Origin of the sequence: Actinomadura sp. KC216, assembly GCF_004348535.1 — a bacterium.
Classification (GTDB): Bacteria; Actinomycetota; Actinomycetes; order Streptosporangiales; family Streptosporangiaceae; genus Spirillospora.
Window position 1 is genome coordinate 21,569 of the sequence record NZ_SMJX01000048.1, and the last position, 17,430, is coordinate 38,998.

Annotated in this window: 16 protein-coding genes; 7 read left to right on the forward strand and 9 right to left on the reverse strand. The window is 68.0% G+C overall.

Annotation, left to right across the window (positions count from 1 at the left end; genetic code table 11):
- Positions 1 to 177: 177 nt before the first annotated feature.
- Entirely contained in the window at positions 178 to 867 is a 690-nt protein-coding gene (locus E1264_RS11195) for a peptidoglycan recognition family protein (protein ID WP_132172392.1), read from the forward strand.
- A gap of 54 nt (positions 868 to 921) precedes the next feature.
- Here E1264_RS11195 and E1264_RS11200 read toward each other — a convergent pair whose 3' ends face one another.
- The 4 genes from E1264_RS11200 to E1264_RS11215 all read right to left on the reverse strand — a co-directional run bounded on the left by E1264_RS11200 (position 922) and on the right by E1264_RS11215 (position 4,982).
- Positions 922 to 3,312: an excinuclease ABC subunit UvrA gene (locus E1264_RS11200; protein WP_132172352.1), complete on the reverse strand. Its 2,391-nt coding sequence runs from the start codon at positions 3,310 to 3,312 to the stop codon at positions 922 to 924.
- A 183-nt stretch (positions 3,313 to 3,495) separates the two neighbouring features.
- Positions 3,496 to 3,909 carry a VOC family protein gene (locus E1264_RS11205; RefSeq protein ID WP_132172354.1) on the reverse strand — a complete coding sequence of 138 codons (414 nt, stop codon included), beginning with the start codon at positions 3,907 to 3,909 and terminating at the stop codon, positions 3,496 to 3,498.
- Between the two features lie 5 nt (positions 3,910 to 3,914).
- Complete coding sequence (locus E1264_RS11210; protein WP_132172356.1) at positions 3,915 to 4,364, reverse strand: helix-turn-helix transcriptional regulator; 450 nt, start codon at positions 4,362 to 4,364, stop codon at positions 3,915 to 3,917.
- 207 nt (positions 4,365 to 4,571) lie between these two features.
- Complete coding sequence (locus E1264_RS11215) at positions 4,572 to 4,982, reverse strand: HIT family protein (RefSeq protein WP_132172358.1); 411 nt, start codon at positions 4,980 to 4,982, stop codon at positions 4,572 to 4,574.
- A gap of 80 nt (positions 4,983 to 5,062) precedes the next feature.
- Here E1264_RS11215 and E1264_RS11220 point away from each other — a divergent pair, with 80 nt between their 5' ends.
- Both E1264_RS11220 and E1264_RS11225 read left to right on the forward strand, forming a co-directional pair.
- Positions 5,063 to 5,569, forward strand: coding sequence for an anthrone oxygenase family protein (locus E1264_RS11220; RefSeq protein WP_132172360.1), 507 nt, complete (start codon positions 5,063 to 5,065; stop codon positions 5,567 to 5,569).
- A 220-nt stretch (positions 5,570 to 5,789) separates the two neighbouring features.
- Positions 5,790 to 6,323, forward strand: coding sequence for a hypothetical protein (locus tag E1264_RS11225; RefSeq protein ID WP_132172362.1), 534 nt, complete (start codon positions 5,790 to 5,792; stop codon positions 6,321 to 6,323).
- A gap of 178 nt (positions 6,324 to 6,501) precedes the next feature.
- Here the strand turns inward: E1264_RS11225 and E1264_RS45245 are convergent, their stop codons facing one another.
- The 3 genes from E1264_RS45245 to E1264_RS11240 all read right to left on the reverse strand — a co-directional run bounded on the left by E1264_RS45245 (position 6,502) and on the right by E1264_RS11240 (position 7,894).
- Positions 6,502 to 6,666, reverse strand: a complete 165-nt coding sequence (locus E1264_RS45245) for a hypothetical protein (protein ID WP_243710866.1) — start codon at positions 6,664 to 6,666, stop codon at positions 6,502 to 6,504.
- 107 nt (positions 6,667 to 6,773) lie between these two features.
- A complete protein-coding gene (locus tag E1264_RS11235; protein WP_132172364.1) occupies positions 6,774 to 7,049 on the reverse strand; it encodes a DUF397 domain-containing protein in 276 nt (91 codons plus the stop codon).
- The gene (locus E1264_RS11240) at positions 7,046 to 7,894 is read right to left on the reverse strand and encodes a helix-turn-helix transcriptional regulator (protein ID WP_165964124.1); all 849 of its coding nucleotides are present in this window, start codon (positions 7,892 to 7,894) and stop codon (positions 7,046 to 7,048) included. The genes E1264_RS11235 and E1264_RS11240 overlap by 4 nt, the downstream gene beginning before the upstream one ends.
- A 188-nt stretch (positions 7,895 to 8,082) precedes the next feature.
- Between E1264_RS11240 and E1264_RS11245 the strand changes: the two genes are divergently transcribed.
- Together E1264_RS11245 and E1264_RS11250 are read left to right on the forward strand one after the other, a co-directional pair.
- Entirely contained in the window at positions 8,083 to 8,475 is a 393-nt protein-coding gene (locus E1264_RS11245; RefSeq protein WP_132172368.1) for an ATP-binding protein, read from the forward strand.
- Positions 8,476 to 8,698: 223 nt separating this feature from the next.
- Positions 8,699 to 9,610 carry a carbohydrate-binding protein gene (locus E1264_RS11250; RefSeq protein WP_132172370.1) on the forward strand — a complete coding sequence of 304 codons (912 nt, stop codon included), beginning with the start codon at positions 8,699 to 8,701 and terminating at the stop codon, positions 9,608 to 9,610.
- Here E1264_RS11250 and E1264_RS11255 read toward each other — a convergent pair whose 3' ends face one another.
- Entirely contained in the window at positions 9,611 to 10,570 is a 960-nt protein-coding gene (locus E1264_RS11255) for a phytanoyl-CoA dioxygenase family protein (RefSeq protein ID WP_132172372.1), read from the reverse strand. It lies immediately after the preceding gene.
- Between the two features lie 23 nt (positions 10,571 to 10,593).
- Positions 10,594 to 11,442, reverse strand: a complete 849-nt coding sequence (locus E1264_RS11260; protein WP_132172374.1) for an SAM-dependent methyltransferase — start codon at positions 11,440 to 11,442, stop codon at positions 10,594 to 10,596.
- A 431-nt stretch (positions 11,443 to 11,873) separates the two neighbouring features.
- Between E1264_RS11260 and E1264_RS11265 the strand changes: the two genes are divergently transcribed.
- A complete protein-coding gene (locus tag E1264_RS11265) occupies positions 11,874 to 15,089 on the forward strand; it encodes an NACHT domain-containing protein (protein ID WP_132172376.1) in 3,216 nt (1,071 codons plus the stop codon).
- 330 nt (positions 15,090 to 15,419) lie between these two features.
- On the forward strand, positions 15,420 to 16,931 hold the full coding sequence (locus E1264_RS11270; RefSeq protein WP_243710867.1) for a DHA2 family efflux MFS transporter permease subunit: 1,512 nt from the start codon (positions 15,420 to 15,422) through the stop codon (positions 16,929 to 16,931).
- Positions 16,932 to 17,430 lie beyond the last annotated feature (499 nt).

The following is a 17,430-nucleotide window of genomic DNA, read 5'->3' on the forward strand; positions in this document are numbered from 1 at the left end:
CATACCCACAGTTCGCACCACGAACTGATTCCTTCTGCGGCGGCGGGGTTGTGGTGACGCCGGATCTCACCCAGGATCGGCAGCCCCGGCCGATCGACACCTAGAGGGGAGCCGCTCGTGCCCGCCAACATTCCCATCACCCGACGTGGCCTGCTCGGAAGCGCCACCGCCGCCGCCATGGGCGGCCTGCTGCTCGGCCGCCCGCCCACCGCGTCCGCCGCGCCGGCGCGGGCCGTGCCCCGCCGGTACACCCGCGCCGAGTGGTCCGCCCGTCCGCCCAAGGCGGCGGCGACCGTGCTGAACCGCGCTCCCGACCACATCGTCGTCCACCACACCGCCTCGGCGAACGCCACCGACCTGTCGCTGGAGCACGCGTTCACCCTGTCCCGGGCGATCCAGAACTTCCACATGGACACCAACGGCTGGGAGGACGCCGGGCAGCAGCTCACCATCAGCCGCGGCGGCCACCTCATGGAGGGACGCAACCGCAGCCTCGCCGCCATCGGCGCCGGTGACCTCGTCGTCGGCGCGCAGACGCTCGGGCACAACGACCACACGATCGGCATCGAGAACGAGGGCACCTACATGACCGAGGAGCCCACCGCCGCGCTGTGGGACGCCCTCGTCGCGACCTGCGCCTGGCTGTGCGGCGTCCACGGCCTCGACCCGCACGCCGCCATCGTCGGGCACCGCGACTACAACACCACCGCCTGCCCCGGCGACGCCCTCTACGCGCTGCTCCCCCGGCTCCGCAACGAGGTCGCCGGGGACCTCGGCATGCGGCGCCGCGTCCGCGAAGCCCCGCCGCCCGAGCCGAGCGGCCTTCCGGGCCCGCGCTTCACCTTCGACCACGGCCCGGCCGCATGAACGCGCGCGGGGCCGCCTCCACGAAGGAGGCGGCCCCGCGTCCGGCCGGATCGATCAGCGGCCGACGTACTCGGCGAGGTGCTCGCCGGTGAGGGTGGAGCGGGCGGCCACCAGATCGGCGGGCGTGCCCTCGAAGACGACCTTGCCGCCGTCGTGACCGGCACCCGGCCCGAGGTCGATGATCCAGTCGGCGTGTGCCATGACCGCCTGGTGGTGCTCGATCACGATGACCGACTTGCCGGAGTCGACGAGCCGGTCGAGCATCGCGAGCAGCTGCTCGACGTCGGCGAGGTGCAGGCCGGTGGTCGGCTCGTCCAGGATGTAGACGCCGCCCTTCTCGCCCATGTGCGTGGCGAGCTTGAGCCGCTGCCGCTCGCCGCCGGACAGCGTGGTCAGCGGCTGCCCGAGCTTGAGGTAGCCGAGCCCGACGGCGTCCATCTGGGCGAGGATCTTGTGGGCGGCCGGGGTGCGCGCGTCACCGGAGCCGAAGAACTCCTCGGCCTCCGCGACCGACATCGCGAGCACCTCGCTGATGTCGCGGCCGCCGAGGTGGTAGTCGAGCACCGACGCCTCGAACCGCTTGCCCTCGCAGTCCTCGCAGGTGGTGGTGACGCCGTCCATGAACCCGAGCTCGGTGTAGATGACACCGGCGCCGTTGCAGGCGGGGCACGCGCCCTCGGAGTTGGCGCTGAACAGCGACGCCTGCACGCCGTTGGCCTTCGCGAACGCCTTGCGGATCGGGTCGAGCAGACCCGTGTACGTCGCCGGGTTGCTGCGCCGCGAACCGCGGATCGGGGCCTGGTCGACGGTGATGACCCCGTCCCGCCCGGACACCGAGCCGTTGATCAGCGAGCTCTTGCCGGAGCCCGCGACACCCGTGACCACGCAGAGCACCCCGAGCGGGATGTCGACGTCCACGTCCTGGAGGTTGTGGGCGTTCGCCCCGCGGATCTCCAGCGCCCCGGACGGCTTGCGCACCGTCTCCTTGATCACGGCCCGGTCGTCCAGGTGCCGTCCGGTGAGCGTGTCGGACCCGCGCAGATCCTCGACGGACCCCTCGTAGCAGACGGTGCCGCCCGCCGTCCCGGCCCCGGGGCCGAGGTCGACGACGTGATCGGCGATCGCGATCGTCTCCGGCTTGTGCTCCACGACCAGGACCGTGTTGCCCTTGTCGCGCAGGCGCTGCAGCAGCTCGTTCATCCGCTGGATGTCGTGCGGGTGCAGCCCGATGGTCGGCTCGTCGAAGACGTACGTGACGTCGGTCAGCGCGGAGCCGAGGTGCCGGATCAGCTTGGTGCGCTGCGCCTCGCCGCCCGACAGCGTCCCGGACGGCCGGTCGAGCGACAGGTAGCCGAGCCCGATCTCCACGAACGAGTCGAGCGTGCCCTGCAGCGTGGCGAGCAGCGGCGCGACCGACGGCTCGTCCAGCGCGCGGACCCAGTCGGACAGGTCGCTGATCTGCATCGCGCACGCGTCTGCGATGTTGATCCCCTTGATCTTCGAGGACCGCGCCGCCTCCGCGAGCCGCGTCCCGCCGCAGTCGGGGCAGGAGGTGAAGGTGACCGCCCGCTCCACGAACGCGCGGATGTGCGGCTGCATCGCCTCCTTGTCCTTGGACAGGAACGACTTCTTGACGCGCGGCACCAGACCCTCGTAGGTCAGGTTCGCGTTGTCGACCTTGATCTTGACCGGCTCGCGGAAGAACAGGTCGTGGCGCTCCTGGTCGGTGTAGTCGCGGACCGGCTTGTCCGGGTCGAAGTAGCCGGTGTTGATGATGAACCGCACCGACCAGCCGTCCGCCTTGTACCCGGGGATGGTGATCGCGCCCTCGCGGAGCGACTTGGAGTCGTCCACGAGCCGGCGCAGGTCGATGTCGGAGACCGAACCCCGGCCCTCGCACCGCGGGCACATGCCGCCCGCCCGGCTGAAGGTCACCTTCTCGGCCTTGGCGCCGTCGCCGCGCTCGACGGTGATCGCCCCGGCCGCCTTCACCGACGGGACGTTGAAGGAGAACGCGTTCGGCGGCCCGATGTGCGGCTGCCCGAGCCGGCTGAACAGCAGCCGCAGCATCGCGTTGGCGTCGGTGACGGTGCCGACGGTGGAGCGGGGGTTGGCGCCCAGCCGCTCCTGGTCGACGATGATCGCCGTCGTCAGCCCCTCAAGCAGGTCCGCCTCGGGACGCGCCATCGTCGGCATGAACCCCTGCACGAACGCGCTGTACGTCTCGTTGATCATCCGCTGCGACTCGGCGGCGATCGTGTCGAACACCAGCGAGCTCTTGCCGGAGCCGGAGACGCCGGTGAACACCGTCAGCCGGCGCTTCGGGATCTCGACGCTGACGTCCTTGAGGTTGTTCACCCGCGCGCCGTGCACGCGGATCAGGTCGTGGCGGTCGGCGATGTGCTCCGCAGGCGACTCCGCCTCCGTCCCCCTGGTCTTGCTCATCGTGTCTCCATCTCTCAGGTGGAGCCGCCCTCCGCGGTCTCCGTCGGCGCCGCCTGTCGCGAGCCCGCCGACTCCGAAGGATACGTCCGGAATGCCGCCCCTGCCGCAGAAGCGCCCCGGCTCGGGTGAGGGCCGCCTCCGGTCTCGGCGGCGGCCCCGTCCACGCAGGTCAGGCCGTGCGGCTCAGCGCTGCTCCTGGATGCGCAGCAGGTTCCCCGCCGGGTCGCGGAAAGCGCAGTCGCGCACGCCGTACGGCTGCTCGGTCGGCTCCTGGACGACCTCAGCCCCGCTCGCCTCCAGCTTCGCGAACGTCTCGTCGAGATCAGGGGTGGCGAGGTTGATGCCCGCGTACGTGCCCTTCGCCATCATCTCGGTGATCATGCGGCCCTCGTCCTCGGTGATGCCGCAGCCCTCCACGACCGGCGGCTCCAGGACGATCGACGTGCCGGGCTGGCCCGCGGGCCCGACCGTGATCCAGCGCATCCCGCCGTAACCGACGTCGTTGCGGACCTCGAATCCGAGCGTGTCGCGGTAGAAGGCCAGCGACGCGTCCGGGTCGGCGTGCGGAAGGAAGGTCTGGTGAATGGTGATGTCCATGCCCGTCACGCTAGCTGCGGCTCGGTGACCTGTGCTTCTCGATTCCTGATCGGTCGCGTGACCCGCTTGGCGACGCACGGCGCCATCCCCGCCGTCGCGGCCGCCTGCTCCCGCCGGTACACGCTCGGCGGGACGCCCACCAGCTCGGTGAACCGGGTGCTGAACGTGCCGAGCGAGGAGCACCCGACCTCGAAGCAGACCTCGGTGACGCTGAGGTCGCCACGGCGGAGCAGCGCCATCGCGCGCTCGATGCGCCGTGTCATCAGGTACCCGTACGGTGACTCGCCGTAGGCGAGCTTGAACTGGCGGCTGAGATGCCCGGCCGAAATGTTCACGCCGCGCGCGAGCGCCTCGACGTCCAGCGGCTTCTGGTACTCGCGGTCGATCCGGTCGCGGACGCGACGCAGCAAGGCGAGGTCGCTCAGCCGCTGCGCCTCCGCTGATCTGCTGCTCACCTGCGAAATCGTGCCACGCCCCGCCCGATATGTCGAAAGCGCGAGGTCCCCGGCCAGGGCCGCCCCGGATGGGCTGCCGGTTCCGGAACGTCCGCCCCAGAGAGGGGAGCCGATGCCCGGCCAAGCGAAGCGGACCTTCCTCGCGGCCGTGGGACGCCGTCCTACGAGTGGCCACCCTGATACTCACCGAATCCTGAGCGCCGCCTGTCAGCGCACTGCGGCGATCAGTTCCAGGGTCCGCTCGAGGTCCGGCCCCGCCGCGACCTCGGAGCTCCACATGGGCCGCAGATCATCACCGTCCAGGCGCGGGACCACATGCGTGTGGAAGTGGAAGACCTCCTGCCAGGCGGCCCGGCCGGTGGAGTGCACGATGTTCAGCCCGTCCGGAACCAGGGCGGCCTTCACCAGCGCGGCGACCCGATGCACCATACGGGCGACGTGCGCGTGGGCGGCCTCGGAGATCGTCCACACGTCGGCGGCGTGCTCACGCGGCACGACCAGCGTGTGCCCCGGCGAGGCCGGGGCGATGTCGAGGAACGCGACGGTGTGCTCGTCCTCAAGAACACGGTGGGACGGCAGCCGCCCGGCGACGATCCCGCAGAATGTGCACTCGTCCACCCGGACACGTTAGACGGACACGAATGGACCCGAGCTTTTCAAGCATGGCTGATCCCGGTCCACCCCGATTTGCTTGACGCATGAGAACCGCAAGCCTGATCATCGCCACCATCACGACCGGCCTGACCGCGGGCGTCTTCACCGACTGGTCGAACACGGTCATGCCCGGCCTGGGCGACACCGACGACCGCACTTTCGTGACGGCCTTCCGCGCACTCAACGACGCGATCGAGAATCCGCTGTTCCTAGGCGTGGAGTTCCTGGGAGCGCTGCTGTTCATCGGCCTCTCCGTCGTCCTCCACCTGCGCGCCGAGCACCGGCGGACCCTGATCTGGATCGGCGCGGCACTCGCGTTCTACCTGGTGGCTCACATGGTCACCTACGCCGTCCACCTCCCTCTGAACGACAAGATCATGGACGCCGCACCGCTCACCACCGACGCCGACTACGCCGCCGCCCGCGCCCAACTGGACGAGTCGACGTGGACCGTCTGGAACACCGTCCGCGCCCTGGCGACGACAACCGCCTTCGCCTGCCTCACCTGGGCCTTGACGATCCACCGCCGCGATCGAGCAACCCGCCCGTGACGCAGGACCGGTCCCGATGGCATTCGGAGATACTTCGTCTATGCGCGGCCATGCCATCGTTTTGATCTCCTGGCTGATGCTGGCGGGCTGTTCCGCGGGTGAGACCGGCGAACCGTCCGCGGCCCCCGCCACGCCCACCGCACCATCGCACCCCGCCACGCCGGCACCGACATTCGGGACCACCGCGATTCCGACCGGGCCGCTCCGGCTCACCGATGAAATGACCCGGCCCGGGACGCGGCTGCGATTCGGCGAGAAGGCGATCGTCCCCGTCCGCGAGTACCACCCCTTGCAGAAGGTCTACACCGAGGGCGTACTCGGCATCGTCGTGCACCGCATCCGGACGACCCCGGGTTCGCGGGTCCGGGGCAACTTCGACGAAGAAGACAGGGCGCTCCTGAAGCGCCACATCGCCTACCACGCCAAGGTCACCATCACCAACGAGAGCGGCAACGCGTTCTCCCCGGGCACGCCGCGACTCGGCGGCGATTTCGGCGACTGGGGTCCCGCCGTCACCATGCTCGGTGAGGAGGGGCTGCCGGGCTGCCGGGAAGGGAACCCTCCCGATCTCGACGAGTTCGGTCGCAAGGGCGCCGAATGGAAGACCTGCGTGCTCGGCGTGTCCTCGCGTTCTCGCCCCATGACGGCAGTGCAGTACGACGACCCGCCCTACGGCAAGGACGTTCAGTTCCAAGATGACCCGTCACCGGACTTCAACAAGCACTACAACCTCGGCCCGATCACCTGGTCCTAACCGGGAGTGAGAACCCGAAGCCATTGATCGAGGGCTGTGAGATCTTCGTCGGCGAGCCCTCGGGACGGCTCGATGTGGCGGAGGAGAGCCGGGCCGTCATGGTGCGCGGAGACCCAGTCGCGATCGGCGTCGGTGATCTGGTCGTCGACCCAGGCGAACGGGCGTCCGGCCGCCCAGTTCACCGGAGCACGGGTTTCCAGCCGAGCCCGAACCCCTGGTCCAGGCGTTCACGCGCGTCGGACGCATCCGGCCAGTTCACGACCGGCAGGTGCGGCAGCCCGAGCCGGGGTGCTATCTCGACGTTGGCCTCGTCCTCCCAGGCCGTGGCCCGCTCTTGCGCCATGAGGAGAAGACGAACTCCTGCCTGATCATGCCTTTGACACTAAACACCTGCGGTCAAAAAGAAAGGGGACGGCCGAGATTCGGCCGTCCCCATCAGGAGCTTGCAGGTCAGGGGGTCAGGTCGAGCGAGCCGCCCTTGATGTCGGTGAGGAGGGACGTCCACGCGGACGGCGCGATGGCGAGCATCTGCTCCTCCGTGTCCTTGGAGTCGCGTAGCGCCACGCCTTCGCTTGTCAGCGCGGCCACCTCGACACACATCTGCCCCTCGCTGCCGCTGTGACTGCTCTTACGCCAGAACGCGGCGACCTCAACGCACTCCTGTCCTTCATTTCCGCTGTGGCTGCTCTTGCGCCATGAGGAGAAGACGAACTGCTGACTGGTCATGCCTCTGACACTAGCCGTTCGATCAGTGAACGTGAATCGGACGGAGATAGGGCGACAGCTCTGAGGTGATCGAAGACCACATTGTGCCGACGGATGTCGTCCGCTTGCTCCAGGTACCAGCCGCTGGTCAGGTTCTCCACCAAGACTACTGAGAGCTCCTTGGTCGTAAGCGTGGTGAAAGAGCCGTTGAGCCCCGGGTGAGCACCTGCGGAGAACGGGAGGATCTGGAGGGTCACATTCGGGAGGAGAGAAAGCTCAATCAATCGTCTGAGCTGCGCCTTCATCACGTCGGGACCACCGAACTGCTGGTGCAGCGCGGCTTCGCTCACGATGGCCCATAGATGGGGTGGGTTCTCCCCAAAGAGGACCTGCTGACGACGCATGCGGATATCGACCAATCCGTCGACGTCCAGCGTCCTGCCTTGGGATACGCCGCTGGCCATGTTGGCGCGGACATAGTCCTCGGTCTGTAGAAGGCCGGGGATGAGATGGAGTTGGAAGCTCTTGATCGCCTCAGCGTCGGCTTCCAGGGAGATGTAGTCGAGCATTGAGGGTGAGATTTTCCCTTCGTAGCGGTGCCACCAGCCTCGTTCGGAGGAGCGGCGGGCAAGGGCGTAGATGGCCTTGCGGTGGTCGGGGTCGGTGAGTTCGTAGCGGTCGAGCATGTGCTCCAGGGCTGGGCGGCGGATGCCGCGCTTCCCCGTCTCCAGCTTGCTGAGGGAGGACGGCGTCCGGTTCAGCAGGCGGGCCGCCTTCTGGAGGGTGAGGTCACGGCTCTCCCGCAGCTCGCGCAGCATCGTGCCGAGCTTGCGGCTTCGCATAGTCGGGCGCTGCGGGTTGTCCATGACGTAATCCTTACCTGACGGTGCGTAATCAGTGAAGGTTGTCCGCCAAGTTGGCCAATGTGTCCCAGTCAAAAGTGACTGGGGCACATGTGCCTTTGGACCTTGGGACGAGGCACGTGAACGCATCACTTGGGCTGTGACGTCCAGCACATTCTTTTCGGACACAGTGATCCGGAAGGAGTGGAGTAGTGACGGTCCCGACCCTGAGGTTCGACGCGCTTCTGTTGCCGGGCATGGAGCGGGCGACCGCCCACGCGCGGCAGTGGCTCCAGGACGTCCTGGGCAAGCACCCCGCACTGGGTGACGCCTCACTCTGCATGACCGAGCTCATCACCAACGCGCTGCGTTACACGAAGTCCGGGAAGGACGGGCAGATCCGGGTGGAGGTGGGTCACTCGGAGAAGGTCGTCCAGGTCACGGTGATCGACGACGGGGGCGCCGACTCCGTCCCGCACCTGGCCCGGGTGGACGAGATGGCGGAGGGCGGCCGGGGACTGCTCGTCGTCGCGTTCCTGGCCGCGTCGTGGGACGTCGAACGGCGCGGCGAGGGCCACGCGGTCTCGTTCGAGATCCGCAGGTGAGCGCCCCTCGGAACGGTCAAAATCCCATTCGACTGATTTGACCGATCTAGGTCAATATCGATGTCGTTCCTATCGCCCATCCCAAAGAGGTGGTGCAATCGCTGGCAGCTCACTCACCACCATTCGCTCCCAAGGGGGACGTGTGAGGATCCGAAAATCCGTGCCGATTCGTCAGTTTGTCGCGTTCTGCACAGCCGTACTTCTTGCCGCGTCCGCTCAATTCGTGACTTCGGCCCACGCGACCGGCGCCGCCACGCCCACCGGCTCTTACATGCTTGCCGACGAGGACGTCGCTCCCGGCGTCACGTGGCAGCACGGCGGGAATCGGCTGGACGTGTTCGTCCGTGGTGGAAACAGCAACCTGTACCAGAAGTACTGGACGTCCAACGGAGGCTGGTCCGACTGGGTCAACCTCGGCGGCGGTCTGACCTCGGGCCAGGTCACGGCGGCATGGCGGGCCGGCGACAACGAGCTGCACGTGTTCGTCCGCGGCGGGAACAACAACCTGTACCAGCGGCGCTGGCGGTCGAGCGAGGGCTGGTCGGAGTGGTTCAACCTGGGTGGCGGTCTGACGTCCGGCCCGAGTGCGACCTGGCACGGCGCCAACCGGTTGGACGTGTTCGTGCGCGGCGGAAGCAACAACTTGTACCAGAAGTACTGGACCTCGAATGGGGGCTGGTCCGACTGGGTCAACCTCGGCGGCGGTCTGACCTCCGGGCCGAGCGCTGCATGGCGTACCAACGTTGATGAGCTGCACGTCTTCGGGCGGGGCGGGAGCCACAGCCTGGAGCAGCTCCGGTGGCGGTCGAGCGAGGGCTGGGCCGGGTGGTTCAACCTCGGCGGCGGGCTCACCTCTGCGCCGAGTGCGACCTGGCGCGGGCCTAACCGGCTCGACGTTCTCGTGCGCGGCGGAAGCAACTACCTCTACCAGAAGTACTGGACGTCCAATGGGGGCTGGACCGACTGGGTCAACCTCGGCGGCGGTCTGACCTCCAGCCCGGGCGCGGCATGGCGCACCAGCGGGGACGAGCTCCACGTGTTCGTCCGTGGCGGTAACAGCAACCTGTACCAGCTCCGGTGGCGGTCCAGTGACGGCTGGTCTCAGTGGTTCAACCTCGGCGGCACCATCGAGTGATCAAGGGCTGACGGTTTCTCGCCAAGGGGCCATGTCGAGGCCGGGGTAGCGGAGTGCGACTCCGGCGAGGGTCTCGGCCGTCCAGTACGGGTGGCCGGGCGGCGGGAATCCGAAGAGTTCGAGCTGGCGTGGGTCGGCTTGCGCGACGAAGCGGTACCAGGCCGGTTCGTGGCTGCGGTCGGCCCACGCATGCCGATTCCCCCATTCCGCGGCGGCGCGCCGGTAATTGACGTGCATCGAATAGCGCGCGCCGCCCGGACGGGTCAGTCCCGTGCCGCGATGGAAGGTGCCGAGGTCAAAGGCCACGACGGTTCCGGCGGGCCCGGCGGCCGACACTTCCTGGTCGTAGAGGTGCGGGGGGCTTTCGGCAACGAACCCTGTCTCCTCGGGAACGTTGAGGGTTTGCCTTGGGTACCAGTTCGGCTTGGCGGCCAGATTCGCGGTGTGGGTTTTCGGGACGAGGTGCGGCGGCCCCAGGTCTTCGGGCACGTCCACCAGGAAGATGAACATCTCCAACTGCCGGTACTCGTCCGCCGTGCTGGGCACGAGCACGGTGTGGGCGAGGTAGTCGCGGTGGAGGTCCTGGTCGTAGTCGGCCGCTCCGGTGTATTTGGCCCACGCCTCGGCCGAGTAAAGGCGCAGGTCGTTTCCGCCTAGCAGTTTCTCGGCCAATCGGATCAGGTCGTCGTGCACCGCCAGCAGGCTGATCTGGGTCGACTCGAACGGGAAGCTGTCGATTCCGGCGAACTCGTCCCCGAGAAATCGCTCTCGGCGGGAATCGGTTCCGTCGTGGAAGCCCTGAGCGGACGGAAACAGCAGCTCAAGCTCGTCGACCGCCGGACGCAGGGCCTCCTCGGAGAGGTAGCCGGGCAGGATGACGAATCCGTCCTGCCGCCATTGCCGGGCGGCTTCATCGAGGTCCATCGGCGCAGTATCGCCATGCGGCGACCGGCGACCCAACAGGTTTTCGTCCCGCCCGGAGGTCAGGGCTTCCGGGCCACCGCGCCGTACCCATCGACGTGGACGGGTTCACCGGCCTGGTCGGGCCGCCACTGCGAGATGGAGACCATCCCCGGGTCGACTTTCTCCAAGCCGTCGAAGAGTGCGTCGAGTTGCTCGACACTTCGCAGGTTGTACGGCAGGGTCCCGGATTCGGCGTATTTCTCGGTGCCGCGCTTGGCGGCCTCGGACGTGTCCGTGCAATCCCAGAGCACCAGGTAGCTGCCCGACGGAACGCCCGCCATCGTCTCGTCCACGATCCGCTTGACCGTCCCGTACTCCTGGCAGAATCCCAGCACGCCCATGAACATCACCGCGATCGGCTGGCTGAAGTTCAGAACGTTCGCCGCCTCCGCCAGGATTTGCTGGGGATGGTGATAATCGGCGTCCAAGTATTCGGTGACGCCCTCCGGTGTCGTGCCGCGCATCAACGCGCGGGCGTGCACGAGGACCATGGGGTCGTTGTCGACGTACACGACACGCGTTTCGGGAGCGGCCCGCTGGGCGATCTCGTGGGTGTTGGACTCGGTGGGCAGCCCGGCGCCGATGTCCAGGAAATTGCGGACCTTCGCCTCGGTCACCAGGTAGTTGACGACGCGGATCAGGAACTGGCGAGACTGCCTGGCGAGCGGGACGAGATCGGGATTCAGCGCGGAGGTCGCGTCGCCGACCTCACGGTCGATCTCGTAGTTGTCCTTGCCGCCCAGCCAGTAGTTCCACGTCCGGGCCGGTGAGGGGATATCGGTCCGCACCCGCGCCTGCGCGTCGTCGGGCAGGTGGGAGGGCTGATTCGCGGCCGGGCCGCCGCCGGGAGCGCCACCGGATGAGGGCATCGTCGACTCCTCAAATGTCTGATTGGCCAGGATTCTACGGTTTCGTCACCCAACATGTCAGGAACCCACGAGCGAGGAGGCGACCTGAACCGGTCGTCCTCACCTCGGTGGCCGGGCGTTGCCGACAACGGCCGTCCCCGCCGTGCAGCGGCTGCGACGTGGGCAGATCCCGAGAGTTTCGTCGCACGGCCCCTGGTCGCGATGGGCCCTGTTCTCCGTTCACGCGTCCGCGCCAAGCCTCGCTCGCGCGGACGGCGGCGCACAGGTTAGGTTCACGTTCCGCCGACAATTCGGGCTCACCCGGAAAGCGCACAATGGCCATTGAGTGAACGCGCGCACCCCTGACTCGCGATAATGGCCGCTCCGGGTGAATTGGGGGATCCGTGTCCGTCGAGGTCGCAGCGCTGCGGGTAGGTGGTTCAGTCGCGCAGTTGGCCGTCGGACGGTGGCTCGCCGGGCACACCACCAGGAACGAAGCCGGTAAGGACCTCATCGAGCTGATCAAGACCGGGTTCCCGGACGAGATCAAGCGGCGGCGCGTCCACCGGCAGATAGACGGCATCGCCGATTCGGTCGCCGAACGGATCCTCACCTTCGCCGGGCACGAATTCGGCGGCCTCACCGATGGGGACCGGCAGGCCGCCCTCCACGAAGTCGTCAGAACGCTTGAGCAAGCCGATCTTTCCGACGACGCACTGTTCGCCGCAGACGCCGATCCCGTGAAGCTGGCGCGGGGCCTCCGGTCCCGGTTGTCGGTCCGCGGGGCCGAATTCGAGCTGGGTGAGGCTGGAGCCCGCCTGTACGAGGTCACGCTGGACGAATGCTGCGACTGCCTGGCCCGCATCATCATTCATCTGCCGCAGTTCGGGCCGCGTGCGTCCGTCGAAGCGTTGGGACGGCTGAGCGGCCTATCAGAGCAGGTGGACGCCGTTTTGGCCCGCCTTCCAGTGCGGACGCTCGATGCTCCCGAAGGCGAGTCAGACGATGACGAGTTCACCCGCCGCTACCTGGCTTCGATCAGCGAGTCACTCGACACGCTCGAATTGTTCGGCGTTCGGTTCGAGCGGTTCACCCGTCCGCAGACAACGCTCAGCGTCGCCTACATCAGCCTGAACGTCTCCGACGATGGAAAACGCGCTCGCAGAGCCGCCTCGGCACGGGCCGTTCCCGTCAGCGAATGGCGTGACGAGGACACGCCAGGTGCCGTGCGGGTAGAGAGTGCGCTTCGCGATAAGCGTCTGATGCTGCTGCGCGGCGAGGCGGGCGGCGGCAAGAGCACCCTCCTGCGCTGGCTCGCCATCACGGCCGCGCGGGGCTCGTTCTGCGGTCCATTGAGCGACTGGAACGGGTGCGTTCCGTTCCTCATCAAGCTGCGCAGCCACGCCGGAGGACCACTGCCTCGTCCGGAGGAATTCATCGACGACGTCGCCGGCAACCTCGCCGGGCTGATGCCGCGCGGCTGGGCGCACCGCCGCCTGGCATCCGGACGGGCCCTGCTCCTCGTGGACGGCGTGGACGAGGTCACGATCGCCCAACGGCAGGTCGTCAGGTCCTGGTTGAAAGACATCGTCGCCCAGTTCCGCGACATCCGGATCGTGGTCACGTCCCGTCCGGCCGCCGCAGGTTCCGATTGGCTCCGCGCAGAAGGTTTCGCGATGGCCTTCCTCGAACAGCTGACCCCGGCGGACGTCCGGACGCTCGTCCAACACTGGCACACCGCCGTCCGCGAGTGCCCGGACCTGCCGTGCCCGCCGGAACGACTGCCCTCGTACGAGGGACGCCTGCTGGCACGGCTGGAAGCGGCCCCCCACCTGCGGACGCTCGCGTCCAGCCCCCTGCTCGCCGCCATGCTGTGCGCGCTCAACCTCGACCGCGAAGCGCTCCCCCGCAACCGCATGGGCCTCTACGCGGCGGCCCTCGAAATGCTTCTGGAAACACGGGACACCAAGCGCGGCATCCCGAGCAGTCTCGAACGAGACCAGAAGATCCGCATATTGCAGGACATCGCCTGGCATCTCTCCACCAGCGCCCGCGTCGAGCTGCCCAAGTCGATGGTCGAACGGCTCGTGGACGATCGGCTGGCGTCCATGCCGCAGGTCGGCGTACCCCCGAGCGCGGTCTTGGACGAACTGCTCCAGCGCAGCGGCATTCTCCGTGAGCCGGTGCCGGGACGCATCGACTTCGTGCACCGGACCGTCCAGGAGTACCTCACCGCCAAGCAGGCCGCCGATCTGGGCGACATGGAGCTCCTCGTCCAGAACGCGCACCGCGACACGTGGCGCGAGACCGTCGTCATGGCCGCGGGCCACGCCAACGAGCCGCTGAGGCATGAACTCCTCACCGGCATCCTGGACCGCGCCCGAGCCGAGGGAAAGCACGTCCGGGTCCTGAAACTGCTCGCCGTCGCCTGCTTGGAGACGCTCCCGTCCGTCCCGGACGACCTTCGCAAAGACCTCGATCGTTGCCTGGACGACCTCGTCCCGCCCCGTAACGAAGCCTCAGCGCGCTCCCTGGCCACCGCGGGCGAACCCGTCCTAGCCCGGCTCCCCGAGACCCTGGACGGTCTCGGCCCGGGGGCCGCGGCGGCGACGGTGCAGGCGGCCTGGCTCATCAACGGACCGGCGGCCCTGGACATCCTGGCGCGGTACGCCTCTGACAACCGTCCGCGCGTACGAGAGCAGCTGGTCAACGCATGGGACTACTTCGACGCCGACGAGTTCGCCCAGAAGGTCCTCGCACGGTCTCCCGCGGCCACAGACCTCACCCTGTTCCACAAGCCCCGGCAGGTGGCGGCCCTCGACAAGTTGCCCCCGCTCACGGATCTGTACGTCTACATGGAGGAGATCAGCGATTTCGGATTCCTCGCCGCGCATGCCGAGACGCTGGTCTCCCTGAACCTCTTCTCCGGACGGACGATGGCGGATCCGGCGCTCCTTCCCTCGCTCCCGGCACTGCGCGGGTTCGGATTCGGGTTCCCCGGGCTGACGAACCTCGGCGTCCTGGACGGCCTGCCGCCACTCGACCGGCTCTTCCTCACCGAATCTGGAGGCATCGTCGACTACTCGCCGCTGCGGCGGCAGACCGAACTCACCACTCTCTCGATGTTCGGCTGCTCCCACCTGACTGACCTCACCATACTGCTCCCCCTACTTGGACGACTGCGCGCGTTGGGCATCAGCGGCTCGAAACTCGCTGGCGACGGTTTGGAGGCGATCCGGGATCAAGCCCCCGGCCTCCATGCCCTCTGGGTGGACTACTGCGACTGGGTGAGCGACCTCAGCCCACTCGGCGGTATCCCCCTGACGGACCTCCAGCTCGACGGATGCAGGCACGTGACCGACTTCGCTCCGCTCTCTTCACTGACCGGTTTGGAGACCCTCGGCCTTAAGGAGACCTCGATCCAGGATCTTGAGCCGCTGCGGAGCCTCACCACCCTGAGGTCGCTGTTCCTCAACGGGTGTGATCGCCTCACAGATCTTCGGCCCATCGCCTCCCTACCGCGTCTGAAGGTCCTCGACCTGACGCGTGCCACACCTGGTCTCGATCTGTCGCCACTGGCGGCCAACCGCAAGCTCACCGTCCACATCGGCCCCGGGCAGGACGTGCGGGGGGCGGAGGCGCTGGGGCGGCGGTTGAAGGTTTCCTAGACGCGCGTTGAGTTTTGAGGGCGCGCGGTGGTCTGCCTGGGGTGATGCAAGGGCGGGAGTCGGATGTCGCGTTTGTCACACTTCGTTGACCTCAAGCGGAGTCGAGGTCGGAGCCTGAAGGACGTGGAGCAGGGCGGTTCTGTCGCACCCCCTTGGAATACTCCCGGAACCTGCGGAGTTTAACGGTTCGCGAAAGTGTCAGTCGCTGCAGTATTTTGCGGCGGTACCCCCTTGAACCTGCCCACGGTCCCTGCGTGCCCGCATGCGCGGGCCCCGACGATTGGATGAGAGTTGACCGCTCCCGCGTCTCCAACGACAGCGGACGGCCCGTTGAAGCAGCCCGGAGCCGATGGCGGGCTTGACCGTGGCGTGCTCGCCGTGGCCGGGGTCGTCATTCTCGGCGCCATCATGGCGATCCTGGACGTAACGGTCGTCAACGTGGCGATCAACGACCTGGCCAAGGAGTTCAACACCTCGCTGGCGACGATCCAGTGGGTCGCGACGGGTTACACGCTGGCGCTGGCCACCGTGATCCCGCTCACCGGCTGGGCCTCGGCGAGGTTCGGCACCAAGCGCCTCTACATGATCTCGATCGGCCTGTTCGTGGTCGGCTCGACGCTCGCAGGCTTCGCCTGGTCGGCGGAGTCGTTGATCGTGTTCCGCGTGCTGCAGGGCCTGGGCGGCGGCATGATCATGCCCGCCGCGATGACGATCATGACCCAGGCGGCGGGCCCGCAGCGGGTCGGCCAGGTGATGAGCATCGTCGGCGTGCCGATGCTGCTCGGCCCGATCCTCGGCCCGATCATCGGCGGCTACCTCGTCGACGACGTGTCGTGGCGTTGGATCTTCTTCATCAACCTGCCGATCGGCATCATCGCGCTGGTGCTGGCGGGCAAGGTCCTCAAGCGGGACGAGCCCAAGCCGACCGAGCGGCTCGACTTCCTCGGGCTGATCCTGCTGTCGCCCGGCCTGGCGTCGCTGATCTACGGCGTGGCAAGGGGCGCCGAGTCCAAGGACTTCCTGAAGACGGAGCCGCTGATCTTCACGGTCGCCGGTGCGGTGCTGGTGCTCGGGTTCGTGTTCCGGGCGCTGAGCGCGAGCAACCCGCTGATCGACCTGCGGCTGCTGCGGCGCAAGTCGGTGGCGGCCGCGTCCGGCACGATGGTGCTGTTCATGGTCGCCTTCATGGGCGCGATGCTCCTGCTGCCGCTGTACTTCCAGACGGTGCGCGGCGAGGGCGCGATGAACGCCGGTCTGCTGCTGGCCCCGCAAGGGCTCGGCGCGATGATCACGATGCCCATCGGCGGCAAGCTCACCGACCGGATCGGCCCTGGACGCGTCGTGCTGTTCGGCATGGTCGTGGTGGTCGCGTCCGTCGCGGGCTTCGCCGCGATCCTGGAGTCGGACACGTCCTACTGGGCGCTCGGCGGGGCGCTGTTCGTGATGGGCCTCGGCATGGGCATGACGATGATGCCGACGATGGCCGCGGCCATCCAGACGCTCGTGCACGACGAGGTTCCGCGGGCCAGCACGATGCTGAACATCATCCAGCAGGTGTCCGCGTCCATCGGCACCGCGATGATCTCGGTGCTGCTCGCCAACCAGCTCACGTCCAAGCTGGACGCGGCCGGTTTCGGCGGCGCGGGCGGCGGCGAGATCGGCAGCACCGAGAAGGTGCCGCCGGCGGTCATGGAGAAGATCGCGCCTCCGATGGCGGACGCGTTCCAGCACACGTACTGGTACGCGGCGGGGCTGCTCGTCCTGGCGTTCCTGCCGGCGCTGCTGCTGCCGCGCAAGAAGCCGGAGACCAGCACGGCCGACACGCCGATGCCGATGCACTGAGCCCACCCCGCCGTCGCGGAGCACACCCCCGCGACGGCGGGAACGCTCACGAGAACGCGCCTGGCGCTTTTAAGGGCCCGGCCGGGACACCCGACGCCCCGGCCGGGCCGCGCGCCGTCCACGGCCCTCTCAAAGGCCCCCGGGACGCATCCAGCCCCCGAGCGTCCCAGACCCGGCCGGAGTGTCCGGCCCACGCCGACCGCCGGAAACCGCCCCAGGCCGGACGATCACAGGCCCCACCTGAGGCGTTGGCGGGCATTCCCCGGCCCATGCGTTGCAAGACGTTCGTTGGTCAGGGTTCACTGCACCAATAGCCGTCTCAAGCGTTCACGGCACACTTTCCTGTCCAGGTGCGGCAGCGTCGCATCTCCGCAGCGTCACGTCCCACTGCCGCTACCTCCGGCAGCGGCGCGTGTTGGCGGTGGCGCGTCCTGCTGCTTTGCGTTCCGGGAGAGGTGCGTCGGTCACGGTGCGCCGGGTGCTGGGCGGGGTCGGTGGG

Bases quoted from the DNA above. Each gene is read 5' to 3' on its own strand.
- E1264_RS11195 (WP_132172392.1), top strand. From the start codon at position 178: ATGGGCGGCCTGCTGCTCGGCCGCCCGCCCACCGCGTCCGCCGCGCCG.
- E1264_RS11200 (WP_132172352.1), bottom strand. From the start codon at position 3,312: ATGAGCAAGACCAGGGGGACGGAGGCGGAGTCGCCTGCGGAGCACATC.
- E1264_RS11205 (WP_132172354.1), bottom strand. From the start codon at position 3,909: ATGGACATCACCATTCACCAGACCTTCCTTCCGCACGCCGACCCGGAC.
- E1264_RS11220 (WP_132172360.1), top strand. From the start codon at position 5,063: ATGAGAACCGCAAGCCTGATCATCGCCACCATCACGACCGGCCTGACC.
- E1264_RS11225 (WP_132172362.1), top strand. From the start codon at position 5,790: ATGACCCGGCCCGGGACGCGGCTGCGATTCGGCGAGAAGGCGATCGTC.
- E1264_RS45245 (WP_243710866.1), bottom strand. From the start codon at position 6,666: ATGGCGCAAGAGCGGGCCACGGCCTGGGAGGACGAGGCCAACGTCGAG.
- E1264_RS11235 (WP_132172364.1), bottom strand. From the start codon at position 7,049: ATGACCAGTCAGCAGTTCGTCTTCTCCTCATGGCGCAAGAGCAGCCAC.
- E1264_RS11240 (WP_165964124.1), bottom strand. From the start codon at position 7,894: ATGGACAACCCGCAGCGCCCGACTATGCGAAGCCGCAAGCTCGGCACG.
- E1264_RS11260 (WP_132172374.1), bottom strand. From the start codon at position 11,442: ATGCCCTCATCCGGTGGCGCTCCCGGCGGCGGCCCGGCCGCGAATCAG.